15 protein-coding genes are annotated in these 19,477 nt (G+C 62.9%); 5 read left to right on the top strand and 10 right to left on the bottom strand.

Going from position 1 to position 19,477, the window contains the following annotated elements:
• Positions 1-5: 5 nt before the first annotated feature.
• From fliR to flgB, 5 genes are all read right to left on the bottom strand, one after another.
• The gene (fliR, locus tag KUF59_RS15955; RefSeq protein ID WP_212457470.1) at positions 6-776 is read right to left on the bottom strand and encodes a flagellar biosynthetic protein FliR; all 771 of its coding nucleotides are present in this window, start codon (positions 774-776) and stop codon (positions 6-8) included.
• A gap of 17 nt (positions 777-793) precedes the next feature.
• Entirely contained in the window at positions 794-1,057 is a 264-nt protein-coding gene (fliQ, locus tag KUF59_RS15950; protein ID WP_060736542.1) for a flagellar biosynthesis protein FliQ, read from the bottom strand.
• 165 nt (positions 1,058-1,222) lie between these two features.
• Positions 1,223-1,531, bottom strand: a complete 309-nt coding sequence (gene fliE / locus KUF59_RS15945) for a flagellar hook-basal body complex protein FliE (protein WP_212457471.1) — start codon at positions 1,529-1,531, stop codon at positions 1,223-1,225.
• Positions 1,532-1,545: 14 nt separating this feature from the next.
• Positions 1,546-1,971: a flagellar basal body rod protein FlgC gene (gene flgC, locus KUF59_RS15940; RefSeq protein WP_212457472.1), complete on the bottom strand. Its 426-nt coding sequence runs from the start codon at positions 1,969-1,971 to the stop codon at positions 1,546-1,548.
• A gap of 91 nt (positions 1,972-2,062) precedes the next feature.
• Positions 2,063-2,467: a flagellar basal body rod protein FlgB gene (gene flgB / locus KUF59_RS15935; protein WP_212457473.1), complete on the bottom strand. Its 405-nt coding sequence runs from the start codon at positions 2,465-2,467 to the stop codon at positions 2,063-2,065.
• A gap of 351 nt (positions 2,468-2,818) precedes the next feature.
• Here flgB and KUF59_RS15930 point away from each other — a divergent pair, with 351 nt between their 5' ends.
• The gene (locus KUF59_RS15930) at positions 2,819-3,766 is read left to right on the top strand and encodes a flagellar biosynthetic protein FliO (RefSeq protein ID WP_212457474.1); all 948 of its coding nucleotides are present in this window, start codon (positions 2,819-2,821) and stop codon (positions 3,764-3,766) included.
• Positions 3,763-4,521 (top strand): flagellar type III secretion system pore protein FliP, encoded by a 759-nt coding sequence (gene fliP, locus KUF59_RS15925; protein WP_212457475.1) that lies wholly within the window; start codon positions 3,763-3,765, stop codon positions 4,519-4,521. The genes KUF59_RS15930 and fliP overlap by 4 nt, the downstream gene beginning before the upstream one ends.
• A gap of 131 nt (positions 4,522-4,652) precedes the next feature.
• Here the strand turns inward: fliP and KUF59_RS15920 are convergent, their stop codons facing one another.
• From KUF59_RS15920 to KUF59_RS15900, 5 genes are all read right to left on the bottom strand, one after another.
• Positions 4,653-4,940 (bottom strand): GIY-YIG nuclease family protein, encoded by a 288-nt coding sequence (locus KUF59_RS15920; RefSeq protein WP_212457476.1) that lies wholly within the window; start codon positions 4,938-4,940, stop codon positions 4,653-4,655.
• 131 nt (positions 4,941-5,071) lie between these two features.
• Positions 5,072-5,308, bottom strand: a complete 237-nt coding sequence (locus tag KUF59_RS15915; protein ID WP_212457477.1) for a hypothetical protein — start codon at positions 5,306-5,308, stop codon at positions 5,072-5,074.
• Positions 5,309-5,405: 97 nt separating this feature from the next.
• Positions 5,406-9,194 (bottom strand): tetratricopeptide repeat protein, encoded by a 3,789-nt coding sequence (locus KUF59_RS15910; RefSeq protein ID WP_212457478.1) that lies wholly within the window; start codon positions 9,192-9,194, stop codon positions 5,406-5,408.
• 222 nt (positions 9,195-9,416) lie between these two features.
• On the bottom strand, positions 9,417-10,280 hold the full coding sequence (locus KUF59_RS15905; RefSeq protein ID WP_212457479.1) for a tetratricopeptide repeat protein: 864 nt from the start codon (positions 10,278-10,280) through the stop codon (positions 9,417-9,419).
• Between the two features lie 103 nt (positions 10,281-10,383).
• Positions 10,384-11,010: a FecR family protein gene (locus tag KUF59_RS15900; protein ID WP_309500982.1), complete on the bottom strand. Its 627-nt coding sequence runs from the start codon at positions 11,008-11,010 to the stop codon at positions 10,384-10,386.
• A gap of 399 nt (positions 11,011-11,409) precedes the next feature.
• Here KUF59_RS15900 and KUF59_RS15895 point away from each other — a divergent pair, with 399 nt between their 5' ends.
• The 3 genes from KUF59_RS15895 (at position 11,410) to KUF59_RS15885 (ending at position 19,183) form a co-directional block, all read left to right on the top strand.
• Complete coding sequence (locus tag KUF59_RS15895; protein ID WP_258769669.1) at positions 11,410-15,555, top strand: VCBS domain-containing protein; 4,146 nt, start codon at positions 11,410-11,412, stop codon at positions 15,553-15,555.
• A 172-nt stretch (positions 15,556-15,727) separates the two neighbouring features.
• Positions 15,728-18,838, top strand: a complete 3,111-nt coding sequence (locus KUF59_RS15890) for a VCBS domain-containing protein (protein WP_249140217.1) — start codon at positions 15,728-15,730, stop codon at positions 18,836-18,838.
• Positions 18,839-18,997: 159 nt separating this feature from the next.
• Positions 18,998-19,183, top strand: coding sequence for a hypothetical protein (locus KUF59_RS15885; protein ID WP_212457482.1), 186 nt, complete (start codon positions 18,998-19,000; stop codon positions 19,181-19,183).
• The last annotated feature ends 294 nt before the right edge of the window (positions 19,184-19,477 follow it).

The following is a 19,477-nucleotide window of genomic DNA, read 5'->3' as shown; positions in this document are numbered from 1 at the left end:
CCCTCTTACTTGAGCGGCATCATCTGGTGCATGACACCGATGAAGTAATCGAGGAAGGTACCCATCATCGCCGCGATCACGACGCCGAGCACCAGGAAGCCCGCAAAGATCGAGAGCGGGACGCCGACGAAATAGACCTGCATCTGCGGCATCAGCCGCGCCAGCACGCCGAGCCCGATGTTGAAGACGAGGCCGAACACCAGGAACGGTCCGGAAAGCTGCAGCCCCAGCCGGAACGCCGATGAGAACGCGCGCGTGGCGAGCGAGGCGACATCGCCGCTCGACATGGTCTCGCCGGGGGCAAAGATCTTGTAGCTGTCGTTGAGCGCGGCGATCACCAAATGATGGCTGTCGGTGGCGAACAGCAGCGTCACGCCCAGCATGGTGAGAAAGTTGCCGACCAGCACGCCCTGCTGGCCCTGGGTCGGATCGACCGAGGTGACGAAGCCGAGCCCCATCTGCTGCGCGATGATGGCGCCGGCGACCTGGAGGGCTGCGAGCGTCACGCGCGCAGTTGCGCCGAGCACGATGCCGATCACGATCTCATGCATCATCAGCACGAGCAGCGAGGTGATCGAGTTCATGTCGACATTGTAGGCGTTGCGGTGCAACGGCAGGATGATCAGCGTCAGGAGCAGCGCGATCGACAGTTTCACACGGGTCGGGATGTTGGTCTCGCCCAAACCCGGCAGCAGCATCACCATCGCGCCGACCCGGGCGAAGGCGAGCATGAAGGCCGCGGCAAGCGCCGGCAGCAGCGAGATGTCGATGCGCATAGTTCACGCATTGTGCATCAGCCGCCGATGATTCGCGACGATATCCGCAGCATGTGGGCATGGAGCGAGTCAGCCATGAACGGCAGCGCCAATAGCATTGTGGCGAAGATCGCCAGGATCTTTGGCACGTAGATCAGCGTCTGCTCCTGGATCTGCGTCAGCGCCTGGAACAGCGACACCACGACACCGACCACGAGGCCGACGACCATGAGGGGCGACGACACGATCACGATGGTCCAGATCGCATCGCGCGCGACATCGAGGGTTTCGGGTCCGGTCATTGCAAAATTCCTCTATCCAAGTCTCATCCCCGCCGAATTGACGAGGACGGAACGGCCTCTCCCCCGTCATTGCGAGCGTAGCGAAGCAATCCAGACTGCCGCCGCGAAAAGATTCTGGATTGCTTCGCTACGCTCGCAATGACGAGCGGGGCGAGCGCCGCAAAATCAGATCGGCATCTTCATGATGTCTTCGTAGGCCTGGATCACGCGATCGCGGACCGAGACGAGCGTCGAGACCGCGACGTCGGTTTCGGCAACCGCCGTCACCACATCCATCACGTTCGCCTTGCCGCTCGCCATGGCGACCGACTGCGCATCTGACTTGCGGCCGCTCTCCATGACGCTGCCGACGGCGTCCTTCAACACCGAGGCAAAGGACTGGCCCGGCGCTTCCGCGCCCTTGCCGGGACCGCTGTTCTGCAGCACGCGCGCGAGGTTGGCATAAGCGTTGGCGGCAATTGTCGGCGAAGCCATGGCTTAATTCCCTGTCAGGTCTTGAGGATGTCGAGCGTGCGCTGGATCATCCGGCGCGTCGCACTGATGATGTTGAGGTTGGCCTCGTAGGACCGCTGCGCGTCGCGCATGTCGGTCATTTCGACCATCGAGTTCACGTTCGGATATTTGACGTTGCCGCTGGCGTCCGCCGCCGGATTGTTCGGCTCGTATTTGACGCGGAAGTTCGACTGGTCGGGCTTGATCTTGCCGAGCGTCACCACCTGCGCGTCGAGCGTGCGGTCGAGCGCGGAGGAGAAGGTCGGCACCTTGCGGCGATAGGGATCGCCGCCGGCGCTCTGCGCGGTCGATTCCGCGTTGGCGATGTTTTCCGAGATCACCCGGATGCGCCCGGCCTGCGCGCGCAGGCCGGAGGTCGCAATCGCCATTGAACGGCCGAAGTCACTGCTGTCATTCGCCATGATGGCCTCTTCGTTTGAGCATGATCTCCGCGCAAACGCGTTCCGCGTTTGTCGCGAGGGAAAACCGCTGCACACTTTTCCGGATCATACTCTAGCCTTTCCCGAGCGCGGTCTTCAGCAGATGCAGGCTCTTGGAGTAGAGCGAGGTCGCCGCCGCGTAGTCCATCTGGTTGGCCGCGACCTTCATCATCTCTTCCTCGAGATTGACGGCGTTGCCGGCGGGACGGGTCTCGAAGCCTGCATTCTTGTTCTGGTCGAAGCTCGACTGCGCACCCGACGGCCCCATGTGCGAAGCGCTGGTGCGCGCCATCGCCAGGGGTCCCATCGAGCCGGTCACAGCTCCGGCCTTGTCGAATTTGGGCTCGACCAGGTCGCGCGGCCGGAATCGGGGGGTGTCGGAATTGGAGACGTTCTCGGACAGGACGCGCTGGCGTTCCTGGTGCCACTGCATCTTGGTGCGAAGCGCCGAGAGCACCGGGAGGTCGTTGATGGACATCTTGAGCGGCTCCTTCCGCCTCCGGATCGGGGCCGGAGCTAGGCAGAATTTGCCGCGTGTATGGTTAATAGCTGGTTAAGATGTGGCCTACGCTTGTCCCCCTATGGGACGATGCCTCGAAGCCCCCGTGATTCTACGCGCCAAAAGCGGAATTAACCCAGTCGCTTGGCGGACCGGCGAATTCCAAGAAGTCGTTTTGGATCGAGCGATTCATGGGTTATTAAGAGTTTGGGGACGGCAGGCTTTGCCGTGGGGAGTTGAGAGATCAAACTTCTGGGGCGTTGCAGGCCTTTGGTCGGGCGGATACGACCTTGGCCGCATTGAGGAAAGCGCCATTTGCCGGGGACAAGCATGCAGGCTGTGACCTTTATCTTAGCATTCATCGCCGTTCTGGCGGTGATCGGCGGCTTGGCATGGGCGGTTCGCCGATTCGCGACCAACCGGCTGGGTACCAATACGCAGCGCGGCAGGATGCCCCGGCTTGCCGTGATCGACGCCGCGGCCGTGGATGGCCGCCGTCGCCTGGTTCTGGTCCGACGCGACAATGTCGAACATCTCTTGATGATCGGCGGCCCGACCGACATCGTCGTGGAACCGAATATCTTGCGCGCGGCCCCGAGCCGCGATCAACTGCCGCAACGGCCGGGCAGCGCCGAGCCGCCACGCCTGGCTCCGATGCCGGATGCCGGCGGTTGGGACGAAAGCCCGCGGCCCGAGTCGCTCGACCTTCCCGAGCCGCAGATGCCGGAGCCGCCGCCGCGCCCCGCGCGTCCCTCCTTCGCCGACGAAGTGCGCCGTCCGGCGCCGGCACTCGCCGAACGCCGCAGCGACCCGCTCGCAGGATTTACGGCCGAGCCGATCGCGCCGCGCCCCGAGCGCGAGCCAAGGCCTGAACAGATGAGGCCCGAACCGATCCCGCCGCGCGTGCCGCGCAGCGAGCCGATGATGCCGCGTCCGCCGCGTGGCAACGAAGCGCCGGCACCGCGGGTGCCGCCGGTCCGTGCCGAACGCGCGGCCGCGCCGCCACCACCGCCCCCGCCCGCGCCGCCGTCTCCTCCGCCGCCGCCCGCCCCGTCGAGCGCCGAGCAGAATCTCGCGGAGATGGCGCAACGCCTGGAAGCAGCCCTGCGCCGCCCGGCCGGTGAGACGGTCGCTCCGCCCGTCGCGCCCGAGCCGCCGTCCGCGCCGGCGCCACGCCCGTCGCGCAGCGACGCACCCGCCGCGCCTGCAAAGACGAGCTTTGAAAACCTCGAAGACGAGATGGCCTCCCTGCTCGGCCGTCCGAAGCCCCCTTCGTGAGGCCCTCGGCTTTCCCGCGTAGAGTTCTTTTCTTTTCAGTTCTGATCGGCGCCGCTGCTCTCGCGGTGCCTGCGGCTGCGCAGGACATCAGCATCAATCTCGGCGGCGGCCAGGGCGGCGGTGGCGTCACCGAACGCGCGATCCAGCTCATCGCCCTGCTCACGGTGCTGTCGATTGCGCCGTCGATCCTGATCATGATGACGTCGTTCACGCGCATTGTGGTCGTGCTGTCGCTGCTGCGCACCGCGATGGGGACGGCGACAGCGCCGCCGAACTCGGTGATCATCGCGCTTGCGATGTTCCTCACCGCCTTCGTGATGGGCCCGATACTGCAAAAATCCTATGACGATGGTATCCGGCCGCTGGTCGCAAACCAGATCGCGGTCGAGGACGCGCTGCAGCGCGCCTCGGTGCCGCTGCGCGGCTTCATGCAGAAGAACGTGCGCGAGAAGGATCTCAAACTCTTCATGGATCTCTCCGGCGAACCGCCGCCGGCAACGCCCGATGATTTGTCGCTGCGCATCCTCGTCCCCGCCTTCATGATCTCGGAATTGAAGCGCGCCTTCGAGATCGGCTTCCTCCTGTTCCTCCCCTTCCTCATCATCGACCTCGTCGTCGCCTCCGTCCTGATGTCGATGGGCATGATGATGCTGCCGCCGGCAGTGGTGTCGCTGCCGTTCAAGCTGATCTTCTTCGTGCTGGTCGACGGCTGGTCGCTGGTCGCGGGAAGTCTGGTGCAGAGTTACGGGGGGTAGCCGTCGTACCCGTGAGGCAGTCCCGCTCTCTCCCCGTCATTGCGAGGAGCCCTTGCGACGAAGCAATCCAGACTGCACCCGCGGAAAGGTTCCGGATTGCTTCGCTGCGCTCGCAATGACGGAGTGTGGGGCTAGACCAGCGTGTCGTACAGGTCTTTCCAGTCCGGATTTAGACTCTCGATCAACGCAACCTTCTTTGCGCGGCTGCCGCCCTTGATCTGCTTCTCTCGCGTGATTGCGTCGATCATGGTGGCATGCAGCTCGTACCAGACGAGTAGCTTGCAGCCGTATTTCGACGAAAAGCCCTTCACCAATCCCTCACGGTGCTCGTAAGCGCGACGTGGTGGGTTGGAGGTTACGCCGGTATAGATCGTCCCGTTCCGGCGGTTCGCGAACATGTAGACGCACGGCTGCTTCATGATCGCGCTCGGCTGAGTTGTGAGTAGACCCTACCACAACGATCTGGTCATTGCGAGCGCAGCGAAGCGATCCAGAGTCTGTCCGCGGCAGCAGCCTGGATTGCTTCGCTGCGCTCGCAATGACGAGAACCCTACCCCTTCACGTCATACTGCTTGCTGAGGTGGTCGCCGATCTGCACCAGCATGGCGACGGCTTCGGGGTAGCCGGGCTTGTCGATGGTCGCCTGATCGGCGCTCGCGCGAAACTCCCAGGCGTCGCCGTCGCGCAGGATCGAGATCATCATGCCGTTCGGGCTATCGGCATGGGCCTTCAACTCGGCGCGCGCCATGGCGATGAGTTCGGCTTCGGTCTTCACAGGCTTGCTCATATCGACCCTTCTCCCGGCAACGGCGCTTGATCAGGACATATCGCGCTTTGGACGACAAATTGCCGTCTCATGCGGCAACTGTCGAGTAGCATCGGCCCTACCGGGTCATCTTGATCTGCCTCACGGGCTTGATCTCGGGCAGCGATCCGGTGTGGTCGGTATTGTCCTTGGCCTGGGGCGAGGCCGGCGCGCGCGCGGTGGCGTCCGGGAAACGGGCCTTCATCTCGCGCAGGAAGCCGTCGAGCGTGTCGACGCTGGCGGCAAGTTTTGCGATCTCGACGAATTCGGCGCTGGAGGACGCAGCCGGCTTGCTCGCGATGTCGAAGGCAGCACGGTCGGCGCCATCGCTCATCAGCGGGGCGTACTTTTCGCGGAACCGCGACAGGCCGATGGAGTCGTCGGCGAGCGCAAAGCCGACCGCAGCACGGACCACGTCGCTCTTCTCGACCGCGTTGAGCGGCTTGAAGTCGCGATAACGCTCGCCGTAATAGAGCTCGATCTGCTCGGCGGATTCACGCCAGCGCCGCGCCGCCCAGAAGATGTCGGAGCGCAGCCGGATCGCCTCGCGCCCCGCCACGTTGGACACGATGTCGAGCGCGAGATCATGGCGGCCGACGTCGCTCTGCGCGCGCGCCTCCAGCAACAGGCGCTGCTGGCGCAATTCACCCGAGAGGTCGCTGATGCGGCTGGCGCGCAGCGCCGAGATCGCCATGTCCGGCTTGCGGTTGGCGAGATAGACCATCGCAAGACGCGCCGCGACCTGGGCGCGCGCCGCGCCTTCCAGACGATGGTCGACCTGATATTGCAGGAGTTCGGCAGCCTGATCGAGCAGGTCGATCGACGCCAGACGGTCGGCGAGCCGCCGGATCAACTCGTCGCCGCGCCGGCCGATCGGCGTCAGCTCGCGAAATTCGAAGAACATCGCGAGCGCCTCGATCGGCGCCAGATTGTCGCCCTTCGGCCCCAGGAATATCTGCACGAACAGGTCGGACGCCAGATCCTGCGCCTGCCGTGAGGCTTCCGCGTTCGGCTGAAGCTTGGTTGCGGTGCGCGCGGCCGCGAGTGCCTCCGAATACCGTCCGATGTCGGCATACATCCGGGCCAGCAACTGGAGCGTCTTCACCTCGATCGTGTCGCCGCGCCAGGTTACCGCCAGCGTTTCGAGGTCGCGAAGCGCGTCTTCCTTGCTGATCTCGTCGCGCTTCTGCCGAAGCGCGACCTCGAGTTGCTTGGCTTCGGCCGCGGCCGGACGATCGCTGGAGGCAACCGCGAACTTGTAGTCGTCGAGCGCATCCTTGTCGTGGCCAAGCGCCTCGGCGAGCCGGCCGCGCAACACCCCGAAGGAAGCTTTCATCTCCGGCGGAACACCGACGACTTCGAGCTCGCTGCGGCGCTTGGAGGCGCCGGCATAGTCCTTCACCTCGAGCGAAGCGCGCATCGCGTCCATGGTGACGATGCGCTGGATGTCGAGCGGCAGCGAGGCAATGGCGAATTCGACGTTCTTGAACTTTTCACGCGCATCGGCCCACTTGCCCTGGCGCGCATAGGCGAGCGCCTTCCACAATTGCGAATCGTGGCTGTTGCCGATCACGGGATTGGCGAGATCCTTCAGGCCCTGCGCCGGACGGCCGATCAGGATGCTGGCGATTGCATGCATGACCAGCGCGTTGCTCTCCTCCTTGTTCTGGGGATCGGAGAGCATGACGTCGGTCACGGCCTTGGCTTCGTAGTACATGGCGCGTGACATGTAGAAATGCGCGAGGTCGAGCCGCGGGACGGAGCGCTGCGCCGGCTCGACGGCCGAGATTGCCGCGAGCAGCGCCGGCTGGCGCGTCATGAAGTTTTCGGACTGGCCCTTGCGCCATTCCTCGACGTTGAAGAGCGGCCGCACCGCGGTCGGAGCGCGTTCCGCCGAGACGTCGACCGGCGACAGCGTCAATCCGCCCTTCTTGCCGAGCAGCACCTTGTCCAGGCCGACCTCGACGGCGACCTCTTCCGAGTTGGGACGGATGGCGATGCCGTGCGCGGATTCGAGCAGCGACAGGTCGACCATATCCTGACGCTTGATGAAGCCGCGCACCGGGCGCTGCGCGGTGACGACGAACAGCGTGTCGCCGGCGTCGGGATCGGTGACCTTGTGCAGCAGGCCGGGGTTTGTAAAGGGAATGGCGATGTTGGCGAGCGCCGGATCGGTGATGTTGCGCATCATCATCAGCGGCAACGGCGAGGCCGGGATCTTGTCGGCAAGCGTGAGCAGCCAGTTGGTCTCCTTGCCAACGTCCTCCGTCGTCAGCGAGTAGACCAGCGGCCGGGTCAGCCGGATGCGGACCACCTGCCCCTTGTCCAGCGCCATGCGACTGACCTCGCCGATCATCGCGCCGCCCTTGGCGCGGATCGGTTCGAAGTCGATCGGCTTTGCGCTGTCGAACACCAGCCACACCGTGTCGCCGCGACGGAATGCGGCCGCCGGCGTTGCCACCGTTAGCGGCAGCAGCACGCGCAGGCCATCGCTGTCGCGGCGCGCTTCGACGCTTGCGACGGTATCTGCACCTGGCTGGGCAGGTACTTCGGCGGTCGCAGGCGCCGCGGGCTTCGGCGCTTCCTTGACCGTCTCCTTGGCAGCTTCCTTGGCAGTTTCCTTTGCCGTTTCCTTGGGCATCTCCTTCGGCGCTTCCGCAACCGTCGGCTTCGCCGGGGCAACGGGCGCGGGTGCCTCGGTCGTGACAGGCTTGGGCGCCTCGATCGCGTGCGCTTGCGACGAGGCGGGCTCGGTCACGGGCGGCGACGACTTCGGCGCATCCGCGGCCGGTGCTGCCGCCGCCTGCTCCGGCCCGGTCTCGACGGGCTTGACGCCGATCTTGGCCTCGCGGGCGATCATTTCCGAGGTGGGCGGGGTGATCTCGCGTTGGACCTGCTGCTCTTTCGGCTTCTCGACGGCCGCCTTCGGTCCGTGTTCGGCTGAAGGTTTTGGCTCGGCCACAGGCTTTGCCGGCGCAAGCAGCGACTCCGCGCCAGGCGCAGCCTTCTTCTTGTCGCCCGGCTGGAAGGCGACGTCGACGACGAAGTTCTTGTCGTCACGGAAATTGTGCACGTCGGACTCGCCGATCAGCACGAATTCGACGGTGGTCTGATCGACGTCGGTCTTCTGCTTGATCGACGCGACGTTCGAGGGTGCTGCGATGATGGCGTCGGCAAGGTCGATATTGAGCGCGGCGTTGAAGGCGAGCGTCAGCTTTTGCTCGTTGAAGATCGACGACACGCCGACCCCGTCGGGCATCTCGAACACGAAGCGCACGAAGGTCGGCTGCACGGACGCGCGCACGCGTACCGGCGGCCGCTTCTTGCTTTCGGCAACCGCACGCTGCGTCCGGAGCGCGCGCTCGGCGACGCGCGCGCGCTCTGCCAGTTCCTTTACGACGTCCATGGGCAGGCTCGGCGGCGGCCCCTTCCAGCCCTCCGGCAGCAGGTCGATGAAGGTGCGCTCGCCGGCATTCATGGTGTTGACGGTGACGCGCCGCGCCAGCGACAGCCGGATCGCCCCGCCATCGGGATCGCGGCGGGCGGAGTTGACGTAGTCAGGGGCGCTCTCCGGGACCCGGTCGACGGGAACGTCGACGGGCCGGTCGAAGCGGATGATCAGAATCGAGCCGGCGGTGGTGACCTCGGACGGGACATCTTCGCCGAGCTTGATGACGAGCCGCGCAAAGCCGCCCGCGGCCGAAAAGGTCGCCTCCCCCCGGATTGGATCGGCCCGTGCCGGCGTCGCGGCGGTGAGGCCGATCAGGAGGCAGGCAGCCAATGTCGGCGGCAAGCGGACATGACGCGACATGCCTCGCGCCAAGGCGCGGGCTCGCGACCAAAATCCAGCGGCAGCCTTTCGCGCCATTGGCGGCATTTCTTCCGGTCCGACGATCCATGCCGGCAATGGCGCCGGCCGCTGCCCTGGACTGTAGGTCTCGCCAATTAAGGACTTGTTAATGCTATATCTTGATTTGCTTTGGGACAGCACGCCGTGCCGGGTCGAGCGTGGGCCGATCCGCTGGCCTTGGATTTGAGACGCAGGCGGTTAAGGAGTTGTTAACACCTGCACAACAGCGCTGTCGGTTGGTCAGTCGCTCCGCGGTACGCCATAGCGGGCAAAGTCTTCGCCGATTCCGGCCTCGATTCGTGTTGCCGCCGAGATATCGGTGTCGCCGCCAGCTCTGTCGCCCAGCTTGAGTCTGGCAACCCCGCGCCCGTAAAGCGCGCTCGCCAGCTTGGGCGCGAACCGCAGTGCTGAATTGTAGTCATCGATAGCCGCGGAGAGCCGACCCATCTTCAGGTAGATCAGAGCTCGCGAATCGTATGCTGCGGCGTTGTTTGATTCCGATTGAAGCGCCCTGTCGCAGTCTTCCAGCGCAGCCTGCAAAGCGTCGAGGACGGCTCGGGCCCAACAGCGTCCGCTCCACGCCGACCCCAGATTCGGATCTAGGCGAATTGCCTCGTCATAGTCCCGCGCGGCGCGGTCGTACGCATTGCTCTTCAGATAGGCTTGCGCACGGTTGGCAAAAGCGGCGCCATAGTTTGGGTTGAGCTTGAGCGCCTCCTCGAAAGCGCCAATGGCCCGGTCATACGCGCCTTTTCTCAGATAAACCACGCCGAGATTGTTGAAGGCTTTCGCATAATTTGGATTGAGCCTGATCGCTTCATCGAAATCCTTGATCGCACGTTCGTAGTCGGTTGTGGCGCTATAGGCATTACCCCTGTTGTTGTGAGCGATAGCGAAGCCGTTTGCCGTCCCCTCGCCCGCATCGATGAACGCTGTGCAGCCATCGATCCGAGCTTCGGGCGACACGCGATCGGAGCCGTTACACAGTTCAATGTTCTTGAGAGCGCCATCCTTCTTCGGCTTCTGCGCCAAGCCCGAAGAACCGGACAACACAATGATGAGAATGAGCGTCACTGCCTGGACGACACTGTCTCTCGCGGTCATTTTCACACCAAGCGTCCAACTCCGGCAGCAACGAAGCGAGAATCTTGAGCTCTCTGCCCGGCCAACGCCGGCATCAGGAGCGCCCCCAGGCGAAGCGAAGTTCTCAGCATCCCCGGCAGATGTTGAGCTTGCGATTGATGCCTCGATCGGGCGGCGGCGGCGCGGCTGCCGCGGGCTTCTTCAGGATACTGCTCTTGCCCTCTTCGATAAGGGTCGCAAATTTGGCGGTCCCATCGTCCGAAATTTCGATATGCGGCGTCGTGCCTCGGATTCCCATCGTCGCGACGGGAGTATCGACCTTCATGTCGCCGGTCCTTGCGATACTGCCGGCAACAAAAGTGAACGTTCCCCTGGTGAGATTGAACAGGGTCGAATTGGATTTGCCGTCCGGGTCGTACACATACTGGTCCAACGCCATATGGGCGTTACTTGATAGATTGAACGAGGTGCCATCGGAAAAGTTGATGCCGACTCGACCGTCGGCTCCGGTCCGCACCACGTCACCGAGATATACGAGATCACCGATGTTGGTCCGACCGGGCTCGCCCGAGACACCCGCCTGAACGACCACTGCGCCCGCATGTTCGATTGTGACCGAGCCTGTGGCCGCCACCACCTTCCCGATGGGTTTGGATGATGAGCTCCCAACGGCGGGCTTGGCGGATTCAGTTTGCGCGCGAGCCGCACTCGGCAAGAAGCTGGAGAGCGCCAAAACGAAGCCAGCGACCAATGCGGTTATCGCACGTGTGCACATGATCCGCCCTTCTGAAAAAATCTTGTCGCTCGCGCCGTCTCATTTTTTTTGAACCGCGCAGCGCAGCGGCATACATATAATTGTTGTTTAATCTGTTTAGCCGGCTTAATTTATTCCCCGCCCTGCGGGAAGGCCACAAATTAAATACGTCCGGGTTGTCAATTTAATCACTTTGACGGGAGGAGCACGGCTGGGGTGGCAGTGCATATCGGCGCCCCGCGCAATGCGTCTCTCCCTTGAGCAGACTTGATTATTTTCGGCGGGCAGGCCCTTCGGCTGCCGGCGCCTAGGGTTTTTTTGTCCCGTGGCGAGGGTACCCGAGCAAGACTATGGCAGCACGCCGAGCCTGAGTTGTTCACCAGGCGAGGTCGAGCCATGTTAGTTGCGTCAGGCATCCAGGTTGGGGACGAGGCTGCCATCGCCCTGCCCGTCCAAATCATCGGCCACATTCATGCAGTGATCGGTTGCGGTACGCTCACGCGAGCGGGCGGTGTCGCCACACCGGCCGTGGCCGGTACTCCAGTCCGCCAGGACGATGTGATCGAGACCGAGGCCGACGGGCGGATGGAGCTTCGCTTCATCGACGGCACTCTTTTCAACATCTCTTGCGGCACTCGCGTCGTGCTGCGCGAGTTCGTCTTCGATGCCAAGGGCGTGTCACCTACGGCTTTGTTCGATGTGACCCAAGGGAGCTTCAGTTTCGTGGCGGGCCGGCTGGCAGAGACCGGATCTCTCAGGCTGAACACGCCTGTTGCAAGCATTCGCCCCCGCAGTCACGCGGGCGGTTTTGGGATGCTGACACTTGCAGCATTGACTTTCTCCGCTCTGAAAAACGCGGAGGCAGCGGACCCAGATGTAACATTCCTGGATGACGACTCCATCACTTACAAGGACCTTGCGCACGGTGCATTCGAGCTTGTGACCAAGGAGCCGATCCCGCGACACATCATCGTCGAAGATCCCGGCGAGACAATTGTCCTCAACAAGGTGGGATCCACAATCGGTGTGAACCAGTTCCAAAATTCGGCCGCCCGCATGGAGGAATTGCGCGCCGCGCAACAGGAAGCGCTCGCCAATCTTCAATGGCAGGGACCGAACGGGTCGAGCACACCTCCCTTTGTCAAATCCCAGCCGCTGCAGCCGATCAATTTCATTCCGCCCGACGCGCCCGCGCGGCAGGATTTGCTGCCCTCCGTGTCGCCATTCGTCATCCCCATTTTCGAACCTGTACCGCCGACACTCAGCACCGGAGCGGGGCCAACCGAACACGATACGGTGGTATTTGATACATTCACTGCGACGAGCGGAACTTTCGCTGCCAGCAGCACCAGCAGCGCCGCCAGGCTGACCTTCGGCGTCATAGGGGCTACCGCCAGCAACACCGTCCTGGACGGAGTGACGTACGATCTGTCGAAGGCAGGTTCTTACGGGACGCTCTACGTCAACAGCACGAGCGGTGCCTACACGTTCGTGCCTAACAGCGCCGCAATCAACGCGCTGAAGGCGCCCTCGAGCGACAATTTCGTTGTCACCGTCTCCGACGGACTCAACTCCGCGAATCAGACGTTCACGATCAACATCAACGGCGTCGACGACGCTTCAATCATCTCCGGCACCACGACCGGCTCAAATATCGAGGCCGGCGGCACCGCCAACGGAACGCCTGGGACGCCGATTGCGACCGGCACGCTCACCGACACCGACGTCGATGATCCGCCCAATACCTTCACGGCAGTGAGCTCGCCAAAGGCGAGCGCCGGTGGCTATGGCACCTTCACGATGACGGCGGCCGGCGTGTGGACCTACACCTTGGACAATGCCAATGTCGCCGTACAGGCGCTCAATGACGGCGAGGCGCTGACCGACAGCTTTACGGTAACCACGATCGGCGGCACCCCCCAAGTGGTGACGATCACCATCCACGGAACCAGTGACGCGGCCATCATCTCCGGTGCCACGACCGGCGCAGTGATCGAGGCTGGCGGTCACGCCAATGCAGACCCCGGCACGCCCACCGCAAGCGGAACGCTCACCGACACTGACGTCGACACGACGGCAAACGCCTTCACGGCGGTCGACTCGCCAACGGCGAGCGCGGCCGGCTACGGCACCTTCACCATGACGGCAGCCGGCGTGTGGACCTACACGCTCGATAACGCCAACGGTGCGGTGCAGGCGCTCAATGCTGGCGGCACGCTCACCGACAGTTTCACTGTAACAACCCTCGACGGTACGCCGCAGGTGGTGACGATCACCATTCACGGCACCAACGACACCGCCGTCATTTCCGGCACCACGACCGGATCGGTGACCGAGGCAGGAAGTGTTGCCAATGCGACGCCCGGCACGCCGACCGCGACCGGCACGCTCGTTGCCGCCGACGTCGACAATCCGTCCAATACCTTCACAACGGTGAGCTCACCCAAGGCAAGCACGAGCGGCTACGGTACCTTTACGATAACCGCCGCCGGCGTATGGGCCTACACGCTCGATAACGCCAACAGCGCGGTGCAGGCGCTCAATGTCGGCGGCACGCTCACCGACAGTTTCACTGTAACAACCCTCGATGGCACGCCGCAGGTGGTGACGGTCACCATCCACGGCACCAACGACGCCGCCATCATCTCCGGCACCACGGCCGGCTCAGTGATCGAGGCGGGCACTTTTGCGCCCGGCACACCCACCACGACCGGCACACTCACCGACACAGACGCGGACAATCCGCCCAACACGTTCACGGCCGTCTCCTCGCCGACCGCGAGCGACGACGGCTACGGCACCTTCACCATGACGGCGGCCGGCGTCTGGACTTACACGCTCGACAACAACAATAGCGTGGTGCAGGCGCTGGACGTCGGCGACACGTTGACCGACACTTTCACGGTAACTGCGATCGACGGTACAACGCAGGCTGTGACCATCACCATCCATGGTGCCAGCGACGCAGACCCTAACGATTTCGACAATCTGGCCACGGGATCTACCGTGATCACCGACCCTCCCAATGTGTTTGGAACACCGGGTAGCGAAACCATCGCGGGCGGCGGTGACATAGGTCAAATCATCTATGCGGGAGCCGGCAACGATACCGTCAACGGCACCGGCAAAGCTGACACTCTCTATAGCGGCTCCGGCAATGATACGATCAAAGGCAATGATGGGAATGACACGATCTACGGTGGCTCGGGCAACGATACAATCAACGGCAACAACGGTAGCGACACTATCACCGGTGGATTTGGTGCGGACCAACTCACCGGCAGCAATGGGAACGACCGCTTCGTTTATTTGTTCGTCGCCGATTCCCACGCCGGCCAGTTCGACACTATTACCGACTTCGCATCGGGGGCCGACAAGATCGACTTGACCGCTCTTGGCGCACTTGGGTTCGTCATCCTGGCCTTGAGCTCAACAAGCTCGACCGTGCCGGCACATACGATCGCTTGGCTCTACGACAGCGCGGCGAATGAAACGATCGTGTACGTCAATCCAACCGACCAGACCCTGCGCATCGGCGCTTCCGGCCTGCTCGAAATCCACTTGCAGGGGATTGCAACCATCGACGCGTCGGACTTCATCCTGGCACCGGCGGCGGCACCGGTCGTGGCGGCAGCCAGTGAGCCGCTCGACCTCACCGCAACGGCGCAGAATGCGACGACCACTTCCGGGGCCTCGTCCGACTCCACGGGCGGCGACGGCACACTTCTCGCCGACGGGGGTTCGACAATCCCGTCGACCGACCCGACCCACGGCCTCGATTCCAGCTGGCACCGGATTGGATGGACCGAATATTCCAGCCTCTCCGGTTCAGACCAGGTGCATACGTACGCGACCGAAACGACCGGCAGTGCTGTGGCTGTCCCCCGAGCCGGCGGACTGTCCTCGATCTCGCAGCACGCCGCCGCACCGACGGAGACCCACTTCGTCTTCGATCACTTCGCGGGGCGCGACACTGACACAATGACTGGCAAGAATGGCGCGATCGCCGGCAGTGGCCAGATGTCTGACAGCGCTTTCGCCGCACTGGATCTTGCCCACGCCGCCGAACAGCACGCCGGGCGCGGGCTTGCGCTTGGGAGCGAAGCCGGGGATCATGGCGCCTCGAACCCAGAGAACGCAGCCAATGGGACTCATGCGCACGGCCATACCAACAATGACGGGGCAGACACGACGCTCAACCCGAGCCCTCTGAAATCGTCGACGGGCGGCGTCAACCATTCGCCTTCAGGCGAGGCGGCCGAGCAGCACAACGCGCCCCATGGAGCGTCCGTGTCGACGCCTGCTAATTCGCAGCAGCTCGGCGACTCATTTCAGTTCAAGGATGACGCTTCGCATGCCCAGGGTTCACAGCACAGCGTGAAGCTGGACAATCTCACAGACCCTGCCGATCATCACGACCACGCTAGCGGAGTCCGCGGATCCGAGGTGGCGGCGATGTCTGAACTATCCCCACCCAATATTGATCAACTTTACGGGGCAAGCACAACTCACGCCCATGGGCCACACGATCTGATCTTGTGACGTCCGCAAACCGATGGCGTATTAGGCGAGGTTGAAGCCTATGTTAGTTGCGTTCGGCTGCGAGGCTGGAGACGAGTCCTGCGTGGTCCCCCCTCTCCGAATTGTCGGCACCGTTCATAGCGTGATCGGTTGTGCGACGGTCCGACGTGGAATCGGTGTCGCCACTCCAATCATGGTCGGCGATCCTGTTCGCCAAGGCGACGTGATCGAGACTGACGCCAACGGCCGGATTGGTCTTCGCTTCATCGACGATACTGTCTTCAACCTCTCCGGCGACGCTCGCATTGAGCTGAGCGAATTCGTCCATAATTTCGATGGCACATCCCGTTCGGCCCTGCTCACCATATCCAGAGGGATCTTTGCGTTTGCTGCCGGCCGGTGGGCAAAAAGTGGAGCCCTGCGGATCGACACGCCCTTTGGTGACATACGCGGTCAGATTCGTACGGGCGGTTTCGGAATGCTCACGCTCGCAGCATTGACCTTCTCGATGTTGAAGGATGCCGAGGCCGCAGACCCGAATATCACGTTCCTGGATGACGACAGGATCACATACAAGGATCTCAAGCACGGCGCGTTCGAGCTCGTGACCAAGGACGCAGTCCCGCGACACATCGTCGTCGACGACCCCGGCGAGACGGTTGTGCTCAACAAGGTTGGGTCCGCGATCAGCGCAAGCCAGTTCGTCAATACCGCGGCTCGCATGGAGGAATTGGAGGCGGCCCAACGCGAGGTATGGGGCAACCTCTCGAAAGCGGGCCCAAAGGGCTCCAGCACGCCTCTGTCCGTCGAGTCGCTGTCGCCGGAACCGATTAATTTCACAGAGCCTGAAGGTCCTGCACCGCAACATTCGCTTCCAATCGTGCTCCCGAGCACCATCACAGTCCCTGACATACTCATCGTTCGCGCGCCGACGCTCAATGTGCTGGCGGGACCGGTCGAACTCGATACGGTGGTGTTTGACACCTTCACGGCGACCAGCGGAACGTTCAGTGCCAGCAGTGCCGATGGCGCGCCGCTGACCTTCGGCATCAGTGGCGGCACTGTCGGCAGTACGGTCCTGGCTGGAGTGACATACGATGTGTCCAAGGACAGTCCCTATGGAACGCTCTATGTCAACAGTGCGAGCGGCGCTTACACCTTCGTGCCGAATAGTGACGCGATCAACGCGCTGACGGCGCCCACGACCGATACCTTCGATATCACTGTGTCGGACGGCAAGCTCTCTGATAATCAGACTTTCACGATCAGCATCAATGGCGTCAACGACGCCGCCATCATTTCCGGCGCCGCGACCGGCTCGTCGGTCGAAGCCAGCGGCTTTGCCAATGCGACGCCCGGCATCCCGAGCGCGACCGGCACACTCACCGATACCGACGTCGACAACACCCCCGACACCTTCACGGCGGTCAGTTCGCCAAAAGCGAGCACAGGCGGCTATGGCACCTTCACCATGACGGCCGCCGGCGTCTGGACCTACACGCTCGACAACGCCAACAGCAAGGTGCAGGCACTCAACGTCGGGGATACCCTGACCGATAGCTTCACCGTAACGACCCTCGACGGTACGCCGCAGGTGGTGACGATCACCATCCATGGCACCAACGATGCCGCCATTGTCTCGGGTGACACGACCGGCTCGGTGACAGAGGCGGCCGGCTGCAAGCCTGGAATACCGATTGCGACCGGCACGCTGGCTGACACCGACGTCGACAACCCGTCCAACGCATTCACGGCGGTGTGCTCGCCCACGGCCAGCACGGGCGGCTACGGCACCTTCACGATGACGCCTGCGGGCGTATGGACGTACACGCTCGACAGCAACAACTGCGCGGTGAAGGCACTCAATGTCGGCGACACCCTGGCCGATACGTTCACCGTGACCACCATCGACGGCACGCCGCAGGTGGTGACGATCACCATCCATGGCGCCAACGACCCGGCCATCATCTCCGGCACGACGACCGGGGCGGTCACCGAGGCGGCCAGTTGCAAGCCGGGAACGCCGGTTGCGACCGGCACGCTCACCGACGCCGACGTCGACAATCCGTCCAACACGTTCACGGCGGTGTGCGCGCCCAAGGCCAGCGCGGGCGGCTACGGCACCTTCACGATGACAGCGGCGGGTGTCTGGACCTATACGCTCGACAACACCAACAGCACGGTGCAGGCGCTCAATGTCTGCGACAAACTCACCGATACCTTCACGGTGACCACCATTGACGGCACCCCGCAGGTTGTGACGATCACAATCCATGGCGCCAACGACCCCGCAATCATCTCTGGCACCACGACCGGTTCGGTCACCGAGCCCGACTGCAAGTCACTGGGAGCGCCGATTGCTGCCGGCACGCTCACCGACACCGACGTCGACAATCCAGCCAACACGTTCACGGTGGTTTGCACACCAAAGTGGAGCACGCACGGCTACGGCACCTTCACGATGACGGCGGCGGGCGTGTGGACCTACACGCTCGACGAGGACAACTGCGCGGTGCAGGCACTCAAGGCCTGCGACACGCTGACCGACACCTTCAGGGTAACCACAATCGACGGTACCTCGCAGGTTGTGACGATTACTATTCACGGCGCAGGCTTCCAAGGCTTCAACAGTTCAGCCGCCGCGACGCAAGCGGATTCGCCGCCAATCGACGGAGCGTCGCAACAGGACGCCGCAGGGGCTGGAAGCGACGGCAGCCAGGCACCTCAGGCAGCAGTCAGTCCTGACCCAACAAATGCCGACATGACCGGCGCAAGTACCGGCAGCCTGACGACCGCCGATAAGGGCGGGGATGACATCGTCCAGGGAGAGTCGGGACCTGAAACGATCACTGCGCTCAATGCAGGCGATGCGGGCGCCGGTGGATACTGGACGAACAACGGCGGCGACAGTTTTGTTTTTTCGTCCGCAGCTACCCCGCTCTCCGACGCAGCATCCGAGCACACCATTGCGTCGCTTCAGGCCTCCGGCGCGGACCATCCCGAATTATCCGATCCCGCACACTTGGTCCGGGCCTCGAGTCAGCCCGCAGCGCTGGGCCCTGAAGGCTCTTTCCACTTCAAGCAAGAAATCCCCAATTCCAAAGGCTCGGACGCCATCGACACCGCGGAGTTGCTCTCAATTCATTCATCGATCGATTACGCTGTAGGCGCTACAACAGACAACGGTTCTCACGGGGCGCAAACGGTTGAACCACCGCCGGGTCAGGAGTCCGCGGACACTTCGGCCGCGGCTTTCGTTCATGACGCAATCGTTCGCGCCACCCATCACGATTTGATGGGGTGAAGGAACAGCGTGATTTGGCGTGGCAAATCACCTCTTCGCGGTTCCGTGTCGAAACAAAATTTGATCGAAGATCAAAGAATAGCGTGAATACTCCCCAAAAGGGTCTTGATTTCCTTCTGCGATGCCAATTGGGCGTAATTTGTGGATGGGTAAGAACATATGACCGATCAACAATTGGCACTCAATGCGATCAGCGAAGCGCAGTCAATCCTCGAGGACTACTTTCAACCGCGACCTCAGAATATCGAACGCACTCTCGACAAGCTGATCGAGGTTCTCGAACGTCCTGACCTGGTCGTCGCTGTAAATCGATTGCAGCGAAGCACCCTTCGTGCAGAGCAATGAAGACCCGGTTTCGATCGATCGCCCTCGCGGCGTGCGCCGGCGCGCTCTTGCCGATCGAGATATCCAGTGCCGTGGCGAAGCAACAATGCAGCAGCGCGGCGCCACCGGCTGCACGGGGACAATGGTGGTCCTATCGCATCATTGATGGGCGGAAATGCTGGTACGAGGGCAAGCCTATGCTCGCCAAATCGCTGCTCGAGTGGCCGAAGGACGAGTCCAAGCAAGCAAACGCCGCCGCAAACATTACAAGCGCGGTGGTGCCAAGGTCGACCAATCCATTGGACTCGCAGGCGT

The sequence above is a fragment of the Bradyrhizobium arachidis genome (genome assembly GCF_024758505.1).
Classification (GTDB): Bacteria; Pseudomonadota; Alphaproteobacteria; order Rhizobiales; family Xanthobacteraceae; genus Bradyrhizobium; species Bradyrhizobium manausense_C.
The sequence above is the reverse complement of the archived record's forward strand: the minus strand, read 5'-3'. Positions and strand labels throughout refer to the sequence as shown.